This is a genomic window from Symbioplanes lichenis (assembly GCF_030709675.1).
In the GTDB taxonomy this organism is placed as follows: domain Bacteria; phylum Actinomycetota; class Actinomycetes; order Mycobacteriales; family Micromonosporaceae; genus Actinoplanes; species Actinoplanes lichenis.
In genome coordinates this window covers 36,407-50,444 of record NZ_JAUZQD010000003.1, presented here as the reverse complement: position 1 = coordinate 50,444, position 14,038 = coordinate 36,407, and the positions used below count along the sequence as shown (strand labels likewise).

Below are 14,038 nucleotides of genomic sequence, written 5' to 3'. Positions count from 1 at the left end.
CGACATCGGCGCAAGACGATATCCTCTAAGCGTCACTCAGCCGGCGAGCGAGAGTGAGCGTCCGTGGCCGGGACTCTGATCGACCTCCGGGATGTCGAGATGCGCTTTCCCAATGGCACTGTCGCTTTGTCCAAAGTAAACCTCGACGTGAGCCGCGGCGAGTTCGTCACCGTCGTCGGGCCGTCGGGCTGCGGCAAATCGACGTTGCTGCGGGTCGCCTCCGGCCTGGAGACGGCGACCGGTGGCACGGTGACGACCAGGACCGAGCGCATCGGCTACGTGTTCCAGGACGCCACCCTGCTGGCGTGGCGCGACGTCCGGCGTAACGTCGAACTTCTGGCCGAGCTGAAGGGGATCGGCGCCGCCACCCGGCGCGCGAAAGCCGCCGCCGCCATCGAGCTGGTCGGACTCCAAGGGTTCGAGAAGCACCTGCCCCGGCAGCTCTCGGGTGGCATGCGGATGCGGACCTCGCTAGCTCGTTCCCTCACCCTCGATCCGGAGCTGTTCCTGTTCGACGAGCCGTTCGGCTCGCTCGACGACATCACCCGGGAACGCCTCAACGACGAATTGATCCGCATCTTCGTGGCCGAGCGGTTCGCCGGCATGTTCATCACCCACTCGGTCGCCGAGGCGGTCTATCTGTCGACGAAGGTCGTCGTGATGTCCGGCCGTCCGGGAACGTTCGTGAGCTCGTTCGACGTCCCGTTCCCGATGCCGCGGGACCCCGAGATCCGCTACACCGGCGAGTACGCCGAACTGGTCGGCCAGGTCTCGCACGCCCTGCGGGAGGGACGCCGATGATTCGTGTACGCTCCGCCGCCCTGAACGCCATGCCGCCGCTGCTCGTCCTCGCCGTCATCGTCGGCCTCTGGTACGCCGTCCACGCGTTGCTCGGACCGGCCCGGAACTTCCTCGTCCCGACCCCCGGACAGGTGATCACCGACGGATTCCTCGACTCCCGGACCCGCGGCCAGATCGTGCGCGGAGTCTGGCACTCGACCGCGGTCGCACTCACCGGAATCGCGATCGCCGCGGTCATCGGCATCGCCTGGGCGGTCGCCATGGCCTCGACAGCCTGGGCCAAACGCTCGACATATCCGTACGCCGTGATCCTCCAGTGCATCCCGATCCTCGCCATCGTCCCGCTGATCGGCGTCTGGTTCGGCTACGAGTTCCGGGCCCGTGTGGTCGTGTGCGTACTGATCTCGCTTTTCCCGATGGTTGCGAACACTCTCTTCGGGCTGGAGTCGGTGGACAAGTCGCTCCACGAGCTCTTCCGGCTGCAACGCGTACGCCGTGGCACCGTACTGATGAAATTGATGTTCCCGGCGGCCCTGCCGTCCATCTTCGTCGGCCTGCGCACCTCGGCCGGTCTCTCGGTGGTCGGCGCGATCGTCGGCGACTTCTTCTTCCAGCGCGGCACCCCGGGCCTCGGCTCTCTGCTGCAGACGTACGCCCGCCTGCTCGATTACACCGCCCTCTTCGCCGCGATCTTCGTGGCGGCGCTCCTCGGGGTCACGATGTTCGGGCTCTTCGGTTTTCTGTCGAAGCTCGCCGTCGGCCGCTGGTACCAACCCGCGACCTGACAATCTTCCCGTTGCGAAAGTGGGATCCGCTCATGACCGCACACCGGAGGCTGATGGCCTCACTAGGCGCCTTCGTCGTCTCGGCCCCCCTGATCACCGGCTGCACGGATTCCTCCGGGCCGGACGCACCGGCTCCCGCCGCGAGCGCCGGCGCTGTCGACCTCAAGGCCGCCGGCTGTCCGGCCACCATCGTCGTCCAGACCGACTGGAACCCCGAGTCGGAGCACGGCTACACCTACCAGATGCTCGGCGACGACGCGGTCGTCGACGCGGGCAAGAAGTCGGTCTCCGGCCCGCTGTATCTCGGCGGCCGGTCGACCGGGGTGAAGCTCGAGGTCCGCGCCGGCGGCCCGGCCATCGGCTACACCGGCGTGGGCGCGCAGCTGTACACCGACACGTCGATCACGATGGGCTACATCACGACCGACGACCAGATCGCCGCCTCGGCCACGACACCGACCAGGGCGTTCTTCGCCCCGCTCGACCAGAGTCCGGCCATGGTGATGTGGGATCCCGCCACGTATCCCGAAGTCAACCGGGTCGCCGACCTCAAGGGCGCCCTCGACAAGTCGGGCGGTGTGTGGCGCTACCTCGCGGGCGCGGCCTACCAGGACTACCTCCTCGACGCCGGCCTGGTCTCCAAGAAGAGCCAGGACGCCGGCTACGACGGCACGCCGGCCAACTTCGTCGCCGCCCGCGGCAAGGACGTCCAGCAGGGGTACTCCTCCTCCGAGCCGTACATCTACGAGCACGAGGTCAAGGCGTGGGGCAAGCCCGTGAAGTACGCCCTGATCTCCGAGACCGGCTGGAATCCCTACCCGTCGGCGATGGCGGTCCGGGTGGCGGACTTCGACAAGCTCTCCCCCTGCCTGAAGGCCCTCACGCCGGTGCTGCAGAAGTCTGAGGTCGACTATTTCGCCAACCCGGCGGCGGCCGACGATCTCATCCAGAAGCTCGTCACCGAGTACAACACCGGATGGACGTACAGCCCCGGCGTCGCCGACTACGCCCGCAGGACCATGATCGAGACCAAGCTCGTCAGCAACGGCACCAACAGCACCCTCGGCGACTTCGACCCCGACCGGATGGCGAAGTTTCTCGGCACGGCCCAGCCGATCTACACCAGACTGGGCTCCCCCGTCGCCGCCGGCCTGAAGGTCGGCGACCTCTACACCAACGAGTTCATCGACACCTCCATCGGCCTGAAGTAGCACCGGTCTATTCGCTGCCGGTAGGCGGGGACGCGGCCGGGAGGCCGACCTGAAGCAGTGCGCCACCGCGGCCGGAGCGGGCGACCGTGACCCGGCCGCCGTGGGCGTCGACGACCCGCCGCACGATGGACAGTCCGAGACCGGATCCCGGCAACGCCCGGGCGCTGTCGGCCCGGTAGAACCGGTCGAACACCCGCGGCGCGTCGGCGGCGTCGATGCCTGGTCCGGCGTCGTCGACCTCGAGCACCGCCGACCCGCCGACGGCACGGAGCCGGACCTGGACCGGCTGGTCCTCGGGAGACCACTTGCCCGCGTTGTCGATGAGGTTGAGCACAGCCCGCTGCAGCGCGGCGGGACGCCCGCTCACCCACACCGAGCTCACGTCGAGTGCGACCTCTGTGCCGGGCATGCGCGAACGCGCTCGGGTCACGGCGGCCACCACCACGTCGGCGAGATCGATCAGCTCGGTGCTCTCGTCGCTGACGTCACCGCGCGCCACCTCGGTCAGCTCGGCGGCCAGGGTGCTCAACTCGGCCACCTGGGCGCCGACATCGTGGAGCAGCCGGGTCCGGCTCTCCGCCGGCAGCGCGCTGTCCAGGGTGCCCCGCCGATCGAGCCGGATCAGCAGCTCGACGTTGAGGCGCAGGCTGGTGAGCGGGGTCTTGAGCTCGTGGGAGGCGTCCTCGGCGAGCAGCCGCTGCGCCTGCCGGGATTCCCGCAGCGCGGCGAGCATGTTGTTGATCGACTGGATCAGCTGCCGGATCTCCCCACCGCCTTCGTCCGGAATGCCGGCGTCGAGATCCCGGGTGTCCGCGACATGCACCGCGGCGGCGGTCAGCCGGTCGATCGGTGCCAGCGCGGCCCGCGCCACGGTCCGCCCGACCAGGGCGCCGCCGGCCACGCAGAGCAGCCCGATCACCAGCATGCCGAACCCGAACTGGTTGACCGGGCTGTCGTCGGCGAGGTCGGCCACCTGGACCGCGCCGCCGCCCACCCGCAGGGTGTAGACGCGGTAGCCGTCGTTCCAGTCGGTCGACTCCAGCAGGTCGGCCGACGCGCCCGCCGCGACGCGCCCGGCTTGCTCGCTGACCGGGGGCAGCTCGGGTTGGCCGGCCGGTGTCCGGGTCGAGCCGTCGGGCAGGACGACCCGCACCAGCCGGCCGGATCCCGGGTACGGCGGCAGCTGAACCTGCGCCGGACCGGCGCGCTCCGCGCCGGTCGCCAGGACGCGGGAGTCGGCGTGCAGCTGATCCTCGGCGGTTTCCAGCAGCTTGCGATCCATCAGCTCGCTGGCCACCTGGAAGGACACGAACACGCTGACCGCGATGGCGGTCGCCGCGATCACCGTCATCCTGGTCCGCAGGGACCGCCCGCGCCACCACCGGGTCAACCGGCGCGGCTCCCGGCCTCCGGTTCTGCTCACGGAGGAGTCTCCCGCAACGTGTATCCCAGTCCCCGCAGCGTGTAGATCAACCGCGGCTCACCCTCGGCCTCCATCTTGCGGCGCAGATAGCTCACGTACACCTGCAGGTTGTTGTCGGTGGTGCTCATGTCGAAGCCCCAGATCGCCTCGAACAGTGTGTCGCGGGTCAACACGCGGGTCGCGTTGCGCACGAACACCTCGAGGAGGGAGAACTCGGTCCGGGTCAGGCGCAGCGGCCGTCCGCCACGCCACGCCTCGAAACGGTCGGGATCGATCCGCACGTCGGCGAACGACAGGACCGGTGACTCCGCGCCGGCCGGCGCGCGCCGACGCAGCAGCGCCCGCACCCGGGCCAGCAACTCCTCGGTGGCGAACGGCTTGGGCAGATAGTCGTCGGCGCCCGCGTCCAGCCCCGCGACCCGGTCGGAGACCTGGTCCCGGGCGGTCAGCATCAGCACCGGGAGATCCCGGCCCGCCGCCCGCAACCGCCGGCAGGTCTCCAGCCCGCCGAGACGGGGCATCATCACGTCCAGGATCAACAGATCCAGCGTGTCGCCTCGCAAGGCCTCGAGCCCGTCGAGGACAGCGAGACCGTTGGCCACCGTGCTGGTGTCATACCCCTCGATCCGGAGCACCCGCTCCAGCGAGTCACGGATGGCCGCCTCGTCATCCGCGATCATGATCCGCACTCCGCCCCGCCCCTCCGATCGACGCCTTTGACGCTCATCCTCCCCGATCAACATGCGAGACGCCTCACTTCACGGGCACCTTCGTTCTGAACAGCTTCTCGGCATTCCGGAACGCGATCTTCTCCTTGTCCTCGCGCGGCAGGTCGACTCCGCGGAACCAGTCGGTCTGCGCCTTGATGTCCGCGAACGGGTAGTCGGTTGCGAACATCACCCGATCCACGCTGATGTGCCTCAGCAGGAGAGTGAGCAGTTCGGTCTGCGGGAACGCGCTGGTGGTGACCCAGAAGTTGTCCTGGAAGTACTGCCCGAAGGGCTTCTTGAGCGAGCTTTCGGTCGGCTCGCCCATGTCGTTGACGATCCGTTCGTAGTAGAAGGGAAGACCTTCACCCATGTGGCCGATGATGATTTTCAGCGCGGGGAACCGGTCGAAGACCCCGTACGTGATCATCCGAATGCACTGGGTCAGCACCTCTTGGTGCCAGCCATATCCGGACCCACTGAAAATGTAGGGCTGGAACTCCTTCGTGTACTGAGACCGCGTGGTGCTGTAGAGAATCTTGAAGATCTCGTCAGCCGGGTAGCCGGGATGCAGGTAGATCGGCACATCGAGCGCAACGGCCCGGGCCAGCACGGGCTCGAAGTCGGGATGGTCGAGATACTTCTTCGTGATGTGCCCGTTGGTCAGAGCGCCCAGGAAGCCGTCTTCCCGCACCGAGCGTTCCAGCTCGTCCGCCGCCGCTTCCGGGCTCTGCAAGGGCAAGGTGGCGAAAGCTTGGAAGCGGCCCGGATACTTGGCGATCGGCCCGTCCACGAGTTGCCGGTTGAGACGGCGGGCAAGGTCTATGCCCCTTCGCCCCGGGACATTCTGCACGGACGGTGTATGAGCGGAGAGGATCTGAACGTCGAGTCCACCCGCGTCCATATCGTCGATGCGGCGTTGGCCCAGATCCGCAAGACCGATTTCCTCGAGGTACGCGATGTGATCGGCGTTGATGGAGTTCAGCTTCAGCAACGCGGGGGTGGAGAACGTCTCCTCCGCGCCGATGAAGGGCAGGTCCCGATCTCTCCGGTAAATCTCCGCGGTCTTGTCCGCGTCGTGTTCCGGAGCCTGGTCCGGGGTTTTCTTGGTGTCGCTCGCCGCCGAGGCGATGGCATGCGAGGACACGCCGGCGCCTATGCCGAGTGCCGTGGCGGCGGCCAGGAAGCTGCGGCGTCCCATGGGCTTCATGTCACGTCTCTCCTCACCTCGCTGATCTGACGCCAACTTCGTACCTGGCGAATCTGAGACGAGCATTAATGCGGCGCTTAATGCTCGTCTCAGATTCGCTCGGTACGAATTCGGCCTCGGACGTTTCTCAGGAGGATCGATGACAGCCAAAGTAAGCCCGACCAAGGAAGCGCCGCCCGGCCGGCTGGCCGGCCGGTGGGTGCCGTGGTTGGTGATCGGCTTGTGGGTGGCGCTGGCCGCGGTCATGGTGCCGTTGAGCGGCAAGTTGAGCTCGGTCACCACCGACAAAGCCGTGGACGCCCTGCCCGCCAGTGCCGAGTCCACCAAGGTGGCGGAGCTGGAGGAGAGCCTCCCCGGTGCGGAGGACAACACGTTCGTCTTCGTTTACCACCGCGCCGGTGGCTTGACCGCCGCCGACAACGCCACGGTCGAACGCCACTACGACACCCTCGCCGAGCGGTACCCACCGAAGACGGCGATGCCCGGCGACGATCCCTCGATCAGGCCTTCCACCAACGGCCAGGCGATGATGTTCACCCTCGACCTGAGCACGGCCTACGGCCCGCCGGAGGATCTCGTCGGCCCGTTGCGGGACGCCACCGAGGACCGGCCCACCGGCCTGACCCTCGAGGTGACCGGCCCAGCCGCGATCGACGGCGACCTGGACGCCGTCTTCGACGGCATCGACCTGCAGGTCTTTCTCACCACCGTCATCGTCGTCACGATCCTGCTCATCCTCACCTACCGCAGCCCGGTGTTGTGGTTCGTCCCGCTGGTGGTCGTGGGCGTGGCCGCGCTGACCTCGATGGCAACCGTCTACTTGCTCGTCAAGGGCTTCGGCATCGTGGTCGACAACCAGAACTCGGCACTGCTGACGATCCTGGTGTTCGGCGTCGGCACGGACTACGCGCTGCTGCTCATCGCCCGATATCGCGAGACACTGCACCACCACCAGAACGCCCGAGTCGCCATGATCCACGCGCTGCGTGGCGCCGCGCCGGCCATCATCGCGTCCGCGGCCACCGTGGTCGCGGGCCTGCTCTGCCTGCTCGCCGCGGATCTGAACAGCATCAGCGGGCTCGGACCGATCGGCGCGGCCGGCATCCTGTGCGCGCTGGTCGCCATGCTGACCCTGTTCCCGGCGGTGCTTGTGGTGCTTGGCCGCCGGATTTTCTGGCCCGCCATCCCGCGGCTCGACCCGGCCCCGCAGGAGAAGCCGGGACTGTGGGGACGTCTCGGCACCGCCATCAGCCGCCGCCGGTGGGTGGCGACGCTGGGCTCGTTCGGCATCCTCGCCGCTCTCTGCCTCGGGCTGACGGGCAACACCGGCGCGCTGCGGGAGCAGGATCAGTTCTTGTCCCCGCCGGAGTCGGTCACCGGCTTCACCGTGCTGCGCCAGAACTTCCCCGAGCTCGGCGGCCAGCCGATGACCATCTACACGCGACCGGCGTACGAGAAGCAGATTCTCGACGTCGTCAAGCGCACTCCCGGCGTGGCGCAGGCCGAACCGGGTGAGACCGTCCAAGGCTGGACCGACATCTCGGTCTACCCGGCCGACGCTCCGGACACCCCCGTCGAGTACGACACCATCAAGCGGGTACGCACCGCCGTGCACGCGATCGACGGGGCGGAGGCGATCGTCGGCGGGCCGAGCGCGGAGAACCTCGACACCGAAGTCACCACCAGCCGCGACGAAAAGCTCGTGATCCCGCTGGTGCTCGCCGTCGTCCTGATCGTCCTCGGGCTGCTGCTGCGCGCGATCGTGGCCCCACTGGTCCTGATGGCAACCGTGATCGTCTCCTTCGCCGCGGCCTTCGGCGGCAGCGTGTTCGTCTTCGAGACCATCCTCGGTTTCAAGGGCATCGACTATTCGGTGCCGTTGCTGGCATTCATGTTCCTCGTGGCGCTCGGCGTCGACTACAACATCTTCCTCACCAGCCGAGCCCGGGAGGAGACCGTACGTCTCGGCACCAGGGATGGCATGCTCAAAGCCCTCTCCGCCACCGGCGGCGTCATCACATCGGCCGGTCTGGTCCTGGCCGCCACGTTCGCGGTCCTCGTCTCGCTTCCGCTGGTGATGCTGGTCGAGGTCGGCTTCCTGGTCGCCTTCGGTGTGCTGCTCGACGCCCTGCTCGTACGGTCAGTCCTGGTGCCCGCCCTCACCCTGCTGATCGGCCGCCGGATCTGGTGGCCGAGCCGGCTGTCCCGGCCCCCGGCGGAGGCGCCGCCGACCGGACGGCACTCGCCGGCCGACGACGCGGAGCCCGCGCTGCAACGATGAGCACGTCCGCACGGAGCAAATCCCGGACGGGCCCCCGGGCCCGTCCGGATCGTTCCCTGGGCCCGGCGCCGCAGCTTCCCGGAGAACTCCGGATCGCCGGGCCACAGGATGTGGGCCGGCGCCCCGATGACCGTCGCCCCCCGGGGCCTTCGCTCAGCGCGACAGGATGGCCCCGACGCCGCGGACCGCCTCGTCGACCTGTGCGGTCTTGGGAGGACTCGCTCTCAGGGAGCGATGGTGACCCGGATGGAGGCGGCCGTGTTGTTCCAGCCGATCGTCCTGAGGTCCGCCGCCGCGAAGTCCTGGTCGACGACGTACGTGCGGTAGTTGCCCTCGGTGTTGCAGTTGATCCACTCGAAGATCTGCACCCGGTACCGAGTGCTGCTGTCGGGGTTCTTCCGCAGCGCCCAGGACGACGCCGAATCGTAGGCCCAGAGGCCGCTGGAGAACGCGCTGCCCGTGAGGTTCCAGCAGCCGTCGATGCCGTCCGTAGTCGTCCTTCTGAGGGTTTCGTACGTCCGCTGCAGGCGGCCGTCGTCGTAGTTGGTGTTGTCCCACAGGCAGATGTATCCGCCGGTCGCCGGGGTGCCGGTCGGGCAGTCGGTCCAATCACCCTGCGCGGACTGGTCCAGGAACACGCGCTGGGCGGCGGCCAGCCAGAGCGCGTGCCCGGCGGGCCTCGGGTGCACGCCATCGATCAGAAGGTCGGACAGGGGGCGCGGGTCGGCGCGGAACGCGTTGTAGGCGTCGATGACCGGCCACCGGTTCTCGCCGGCCAGGGTTCTGACGGTCTGGATGCGCTCCGCGTGCGCGACGGCGTTGGCCGTGCTCTCGGGGTTCTGGAGCACCGGGACGATGCCGGCTGCCGGGTGCTTGGCGTGCAGCCTGCCGGTGAGTACGGCGTAGTCAGGGTAGGTAGTGGCGTCGCGCTCGTTGTGACCGTAGTTGATCACGTACAGGTGGGAGACGTGGCTGGTGAGCTCGCGGAAATGGTCGTCATCAAGGGCGTATGCGGCCGTTTTCCCGGCCACGCTGCCGTTGTAGATCTTCAGCGCGGGTCCGCCCACAGCGCCGCCGAGCACGGTCTCGGTCCCGTAGGCCTGACCGCGGTCGTCCCACAGCTGGTAGGTGGTGCGGTGCGCGGGATAGCGGCCGGCCAGCCAGACGGAGAGGCTGGAGAACCACTCGTCCTCCGCGTCGCCGGTGGAGTCGCCGAGCAGCGTGATGGTGGTGGGCTGACCACTGTCGAGCCGTTGCAGCAGATCCGCCGGCGCCGCATCGGCCGCCGCCGAGGGCTCGACCGCGTCGCCGGCAGCACTCCAGGCCGGAGCCGCATTGGCGCCGCCCACGACGAGCAGCGTGGCGAGCGTGGCAGCAAGGTGGCGAAGGCGCATGGCGGAGAGAGGCTCCTCGAGCTCGGCGTGACCATGGGCATCGATGAATTCCGGATCATCATAGGGCTGGCCGACGACGGTTGTCCGTCCCGCGCGAACGGCCCCACCAGTCGGCGAAGTCGCCGTGTCTTCCATGGTGATGCCTTCGGCGTCTTTCATAGCGATGCCTTCGGCGAGGGCAACCTGACACCGAGCTGGGCTCATTGCAGCCCCCATGCTCACGTTCGCCGGCCCACCGTTCGCAACATCCGCGGCCAAGGCCCCGGTGACGACCGTCGCCGCCGCCGAGCAGCTCGCCGCCGCCGAGCAGCTCGCCGGTGCGGTGCGCGAGGGGCTCGCGACACTCCTCAGCGCCGGGGTCGGTCAGCGTGCCGAAGAAGCCGACGATCACCGCGCGCATGGCCCACACACGGACGCGCCGGAGACCCTCCGTGGTGCGGGGGCCTCCGGCGAGGCGGTTCCGTGCGGTGGATCAGGTTGCCGTTGTCCGGGGCGCCGCTTGTTTCGCTGGCGCGCTTTGCGGCGCCGCGTCCCCCGCGGCTTTATCCCGCCGGCGTTTCGTTCAGACCCAGATCACGCAGAACGTCATCGCGGTCCGCGTTTCCACGCAGCGCGGTCAAGGAATTCAAACGGCCCAGCAAAGTCGTGGAAGACGCCGGGCACTTCAAGTCCTGAATCGCCGACAAGGTCTTCTCGAAACGCTGGATACGGCTCTCCAGGTCCGTCCCGCTCGGAAGGCTCCCATTCTTGAGCGCCACCTGCGCGTTCACCTGGGCCTGAGTGGGCGGGCAGCGACCGGGAACATTCACCCCGGTGGGGCCCACGCGGTCAGCCGTCGCGTTCGGATCACCCGGACTGAAACCCAGCGCCGGCACCAAAGCATTGATGTCATCGGAGCCGGCTCCGGCGTTCCCCGGCGCTCCACTCTGGCCCGAACCCGTGTCCGCCGGCGTCTCGTTCAGACCCAAACCACGCAGGACATCATCGCGGTCCGCGTTTCCACGCAGCGCGGTCAAGGAATTCAAACGGCCCAGCAAAGTCGTCGAAGACGCCGGGCACTTCAAGTCCTGAATCGCCGACAAGGTCCTCTCAAAACGCTGGATACGGCTCTCCAGGTCCGTCCCGCTCGGAAGGCTCCCATTCTTGAGCGCCACCTGCGCGTTCACCTGAGCCTGAGTGGGCGGGCAGCGACCGGGAACATTCACCCCGGTGGGGCCCACACGGTCAGCCGTCGCGTTCGGATCACCCGGACTGAAACCCAGCGCCGGCACCAAAGCGTCGATGCTACCGGCGCCGGCCCCGGCGTTGCCCTGTTCGGCGGCCTGGCTCATCCCCGTGCCGACCGCGAGCGCCGAGCCGAGCAGCGCTGCGGCGGCGCCTCCAATCACCAGCTTGCGCGTCCGGCTGCTGATTCCGCGTCGATACATGCACGGCTCCTCTTGGTCTCGGTACTGCTTGTGCCGAGATGTACGAGCAATGATGTGGCAGCAGTTCATGACGCTGAGCAAGCGTTCCTTAAAGTTTCTTTAACGATCCTCCCGTGGCGTGCAGCCGCCAGCATCGTCGCGCCCCCCGTCCGCGGGCACCCGGCCGCAGGCCAGCAGAATGCGAGTGGCACCGTTCACGGCCGGCTGCGCGAGCAGCTCGGTCGTTCCGAGTCAGCTACCCGGCTGACGGGCTGCGGCGCCCGGATCGGTGCTCTGCTCAAGAGCCGTCCACCACTCCTCCAACTCATCGACCCGGCTCTGGAGTGCGGCGTTCGCCGCCCGGGCCGCCGCCAGTTCCTCGGTCAGCGCACCGATCGGCCCGGAGGCGGTCAGGGCATCGAGCAAGCCCGCGACCAGCCGATCCTCAGCGGCGACCCGGCGAAGCGCGGAGGCGACCACCTCCGGCGACAACTCAGCCACGAACTCCCTCGGAAGCGTGAGCAGCCGAGCGACCTCGCCGAGGCTCCGCGCGGCGCTCATCTGGCGCCGAAGGCGCTCGGCGGACGGTACCGCCGGTTCGGCCGGTGTCGCAGCCGCCGCGATCGGCTTAGCGGGAGAAGAAGGGGGCTTCGACACAGGCGCGGGCGGAGGTGCCGGCTCCGGGTCAGGCTCGGCCTCTGACGGGAGTTCGGGAAGGTCGTCCCCCACCCACGCGTAGGCCAGAGTGTCGCCCTTCTGCCGTCGGACGACATTTGGCCACTTGGGCAGAACCGCCAGCGCGCGGGGCCCATGCCGGGCCCAGGTCTCGTTCCGGAGACCGAACTCGGCCAGACGCTCCCGGATCTCTCGCACGTTCAGCGGGACCGACGACTCGGCCAGCAGGTGGAGAACCACCGCGAGGGGCTCTTGAGCGAAGACGCCGTGGAACAGCCGGGAGTCGGACAGGGCCAGGAAACGCAACGACCCCCTCATCGCGACGTAAACGCCGGCGCCCCGTGGGACAAGCTCTTCCTCATCGGTGTCATCCCATTTGACCTGGTAGTTCGTCCCGTCATCCGCGAGGATCGATCCGGTTCGGGTACGGCGTACGCCGAACGAATCGGACACCCGGACAAGACCCTGGTCTGCGCTCACGAATGCGACTGTAATGGTTGTCGTCGCGGCCGGGGCGCCGGCCAGGGCCAGCCCATCCTGGCCAGGCTCATAGGCCGTGCGCGCCCAGCGCCGACCTGGCGGACCAACTCTGAGAGGAGATGGGCGCGCTTGCCGGCCGCTCGTACGGACAAATGGTTGTGCTTGTCACTCGGTTCGAGGTCGAGCGTGAACGTGTGCCCGCACCGGGGCTTCCGGGACGCACTGCTGGCGCGGGTGGGCATGGAGACCCGCCAGGCAGCCCAGCGCCGAGAGGCAGTACTAGTGCCCTGACCAGGAAGGTCAGACGCTGCTGCGTATCACTCGTCGGGGCACCGGCTCACCGATTCGATTACGGCGGGCCATGGTCGTGCTCGCCTCGGCCGGCGGGAACTCGGTGCCGGCGATCGTGCTCGGCGCCGGCCTCGTCCCGGAAGACCACCACCGGCGCGTAGAGCCAGACGCTCTCCTCCTTCTCCCACGTCCGGTCCAGCCGCACGACCGTCCCCGTGGCCCGCACGCCGGACCGGAGCAGCGGGACGATCGGCCAGATCTGGCGCGCCCCGGCGATGATCAGGAGCGGGCCGCCGATGACCCCGAGAAGAAAGCCGATGTCCATGCCGCCATCGTGGCGGCCACCCGCCCGCGGCGCCATCGACGGCCGGTGATCCTGCCCCGCCGGACCCTCAGGCGCGGCCGGATGGTGCCGGGGCGGGGAGACGGACGACCAGCAGGTTGGGGTCACGCTGCGTGGTGTAGGCGGCGCTAGGCACGTACGCTCTGCCGTGGCGCACCAGGACGGACGTCGGGTTGGACAGGCCGTCGGCCTCGGTGAGCACGGTGGTGCCGTCGGACAACACCACCTTGTTCTCGGTGACCAGGGCCGCCACGATCTGCTCGCCGCGCCCGGTGAAGGTGAAGTCGTCGATGCCGGTCAGGCCCGTCGCGACCGTCGTGAAGGCACCGGCCCGGCGACCGCTCAGCGGAGTACGCGACACCGTGCCCTTGTCCAGATTCGACACGTACAGGTGGCCGTCGCGCACCTTGGCCCCATTGACCCCGAAAAAGCCGGCCGGCGCGAGCGCTTCGTCGCGGCTGAACACCCGGACCCGGCCCCCGGCGGTGACGGCGTAGACGACGCCCTTGGCACTGTCGGTCACGTACATGATGCCGGTCTTGCTGTCGCGGGTGAGCCCGTTGGGCAGTCCGTCGGCGGGCAGATCGGCGAGCTTGCGGGGCGCCTGCCCCTCCCGGAACGTCCACAGCCCGGTCTCCGCCGACCCGGTCGCGTAGAGCACGAAGAAGGTGCCGCCGTCCCGCACGAGCCCGGTGGTCAGCGGGAACCCGAGCAACGGCGTCACCGCCGAGGCATCCGCCGGCGCCGGCAGTGTGGCCAACACCCTGATCTTCCCGTACGCATCGATGCGCGCGACCTGCCGAGCCCCCGCAAAGGTGACGTCCACGCTGCCGTCGCGGTCCGGGACAATGTTCTCCGGCATCTGCCCTGCCGCCAGGTCCAGATGCACGATGGCGCGCGCCTTGACGGAAGCCTCGCCCTTCATGGCGAAAGCCTCGGTGGGCGGCAAAGCCCCTGAAGCCACGACGGCCGCGGCGAGCAGAGCACGAGTAACGGTTCTGCGGTAAGTCATGTCCACGAGCCTGAACCGC

Annotated in this window: 12 protein-coding genes; 4 read left to right on the top strand and 8 right to left on the bottom strand. The window is 68.5% G+C overall.

Annotated elements, in window-relative coordinates:
• Positions 1 to 99: 99 nt before the first annotated feature.
• Genes RAN62_RS07475 through RAN62_RS07465 form a run of 3 tightly spaced genes read left to right on the top strand, consistent with a single transcriptional unit; the run spans position 100 to position 2,797 of the window.
• Positions 100 to 801: an ABC transporter ATP-binding protein gene (locus RAN62_RS07475; protein ID WP_305783759.1), complete on the top strand. Its 702-nt coding sequence runs from the start codon at positions 100 to 102 to the stop codon at positions 799 to 801.
• Positions 798 to 1,586 carry an ABC transporter permease gene (locus tag RAN62_RS07470; RefSeq protein WP_305783758.1) on the top strand — a complete coding sequence of 263 codons (789 nt, stop codon included), beginning with the start codon at positions 798 to 800 and terminating at the stop codon, positions 1,584 to 1,586. The genes RAN62_RS07475 and RAN62_RS07470 overlap by 4 nt, the downstream gene beginning before the upstream one ends.
• Before the next feature lie 32 nt (positions 1,587 to 1,618).
• Entirely contained in the window at positions 1,619 to 2,797 is a 1,179-nt protein-coding gene (locus tag RAN62_RS07465) for a hypothetical protein (protein ID WP_305783757.1), read from the top strand.
• A 7-nt stretch (positions 2,798 to 2,804) separates the two neighbouring features.
• On the opposite strand, the gene RAN62_RS07460 is transcribed toward RAN62_RS07465, so the two are convergent.
• The 3 genes from RAN62_RS07460 to RAN62_RS07450 all read right to left on the bottom strand — a co-directional run bounded on the left by RAN62_RS07460 (position 2,805) and on the right by RAN62_RS07450 (position 6,137).
• Positions 2,805 to 4,220: a HAMP domain-containing sensor histidine kinase gene (locus RAN62_RS07460; protein ID WP_305783756.1), complete on the bottom strand. Its 1,416-nt coding sequence runs from the start codon at positions 4,218 to 4,220 to the stop codon at positions 2,805 to 2,807.
• Positions 4,217 to 4,900 carry a response regulator transcription factor gene (locus RAN62_RS07455; protein WP_305783755.1) on the bottom strand — a complete coding sequence of 228 codons (684 nt, stop codon included), beginning with the start codon at positions 4,898 to 4,900 and terminating at the stop codon, positions 4,217 to 4,219. The genes RAN62_RS07460 and RAN62_RS07455 overlap by 4 nt, the downstream gene beginning before the upstream one ends.
• A gap of 73 nt (positions 4,901 to 4,973) precedes the next feature.
• On the bottom strand, positions 4,974 to 6,137 hold the full coding sequence (locus tag RAN62_RS07450) for an amidohydrolase family protein (protein WP_305783754.1): 1,164 nt from the start codon (positions 6,135 to 6,137) through the stop codon (positions 4,974 to 4,976).
• A 139-nt stretch (positions 6,138 to 6,276) separates the two neighbouring features.
• Between RAN62_RS07450 and RAN62_RS07445 the strand changes: the two genes are divergently transcribed.
• Entirely contained in the window at positions 6,277 to 8,418 is a 2,142-nt protein-coding gene (locus RAN62_RS07445) for an MMPL family transporter (RefSeq protein ID WP_305783753.1), read from the top strand.
• Positions 8,419 to 8,642: 224 nt separating this feature from the next.
• On the opposite strand, the gene RAN62_RS07440 is transcribed toward RAN62_RS07445, so the two are convergent.
• From RAN62_RS07440 to RAN62_RS07420, 5 genes are all read right to left on the bottom strand, one after another.
• On the bottom strand, positions 8,643 to 9,812 hold the full coding sequence (locus tag RAN62_RS07440) for an SGNH/GDSL hydrolase family protein (RefSeq protein WP_305783752.1): 1,170 nt from the start codon (positions 9,810 to 9,812) through the stop codon (positions 8,643 to 8,645).
• 542 nt (positions 9,813 to 10,354) lie between these two features.
• Positions 10,355 to 11,239, bottom strand: coding sequence for a hypothetical protein (locus tag RAN62_RS07435; protein WP_305783751.1), 885 nt, complete (start codon positions 11,237 to 11,239; stop codon positions 10,355 to 10,357).
• A 231-nt stretch (positions 11,240 to 11,470) separates the two neighbouring features.
• Complete coding sequence (locus RAN62_RS07430; protein ID WP_305783750.1) at positions 11,471 to 12,373, bottom strand: hypothetical protein; 903 nt, start codon at positions 12,371 to 12,373, stop codon at positions 11,471 to 11,473.
• A 349-nt stretch (positions 12,374 to 12,722) separates the two neighbouring features.
• On the bottom strand, positions 12,723 to 12,989 hold the full coding sequence (locus RAN62_RS07425) for a hypothetical protein (protein WP_305783749.1): 267 nt from the start codon (positions 12,987 to 12,989) through the stop codon (positions 12,723 to 12,725).
• Positions 12,990 to 13,056: 67 nt separating this feature from the next.
• Complete coding sequence (locus RAN62_RS07420; protein ID WP_305783748.1) at positions 13,057 to 14,019, bottom strand: hypothetical protein; 963 nt, start codon at positions 14,017 to 14,019, stop codon at positions 13,057 to 13,059.
• Positions 14,020 to 14,038 lie beyond the last annotated feature (19 nt).

Bases quoted from the DNA above. Each gene is read 5' to 3' on its own strand.
- RAN62_RS07475 (WP_305783759.1), top strand. From the start codon at position 100: ATGCGCTTTCCCAATGGCACTGTCGCTTTGTCCAAAGTAAACCTCGAC.
- RAN62_RS07470 (WP_305783758.1), top strand. From the start codon at position 798: ATGATTCGTGTACGCTCCGCCGCCCTGAACGCCATGCCGCCGCTGCTC.
- RAN62_RS07465 (WP_305783757.1), top strand. From the start codon at position 1,619: ATGACCGCACACCGGAGGCTGATGGCCTCACTAGGCGCCTTCGTCGTC.
- RAN62_RS07455 (WP_305783755.1), bottom strand. From the start codon at position 4,900: ATGATCGCGGATGACGAGGCGGCCATCCGTGACTCGCTGGAGCGGGTG.
- RAN62_RS07450 (WP_305783754.1), bottom strand. From the start codon at position 6,137: ATGAAGCCCATGGGACGCCGCAGCTTCCTGGCCGCCGCCACGGCACTC.
- RAN62_RS07445 (WP_305783753.1), top strand. From the start codon at position 6,277: ATGACAGCCAAAGTAAGCCCGACCAAGGAAGCGCCGCCCGGCCGGCTG.
- RAN62_RS07440 (WP_305783752.1), bottom strand. From the start codon at position 9,812: ATGCGCCTTCGCCACCTTGCTGCCACGCTCGCCACGCTGCTCGTCGTG.
- RAN62_RS07435 (WP_305783751.1), bottom strand. From the start codon at position 11,239: ATGTATCGACGCGGAATCAGCAGCCGGACGCGCAAGCTGGTGATTGGA.
- RAN62_RS07425 (WP_305783749.1), bottom strand. From the start codon at position 12,989: ATGGACATCGGCTTTCTTCTCGGGGTCATCGGCGGCCCGCTCCTGATC.
- RAN62_RS07420 (WP_305783748.1), bottom strand. From the start codon at position 14,019: ATGACTTACCGCAGAACCGTTACTCGTGCTCTGCTCGCCGCGGCCGTC.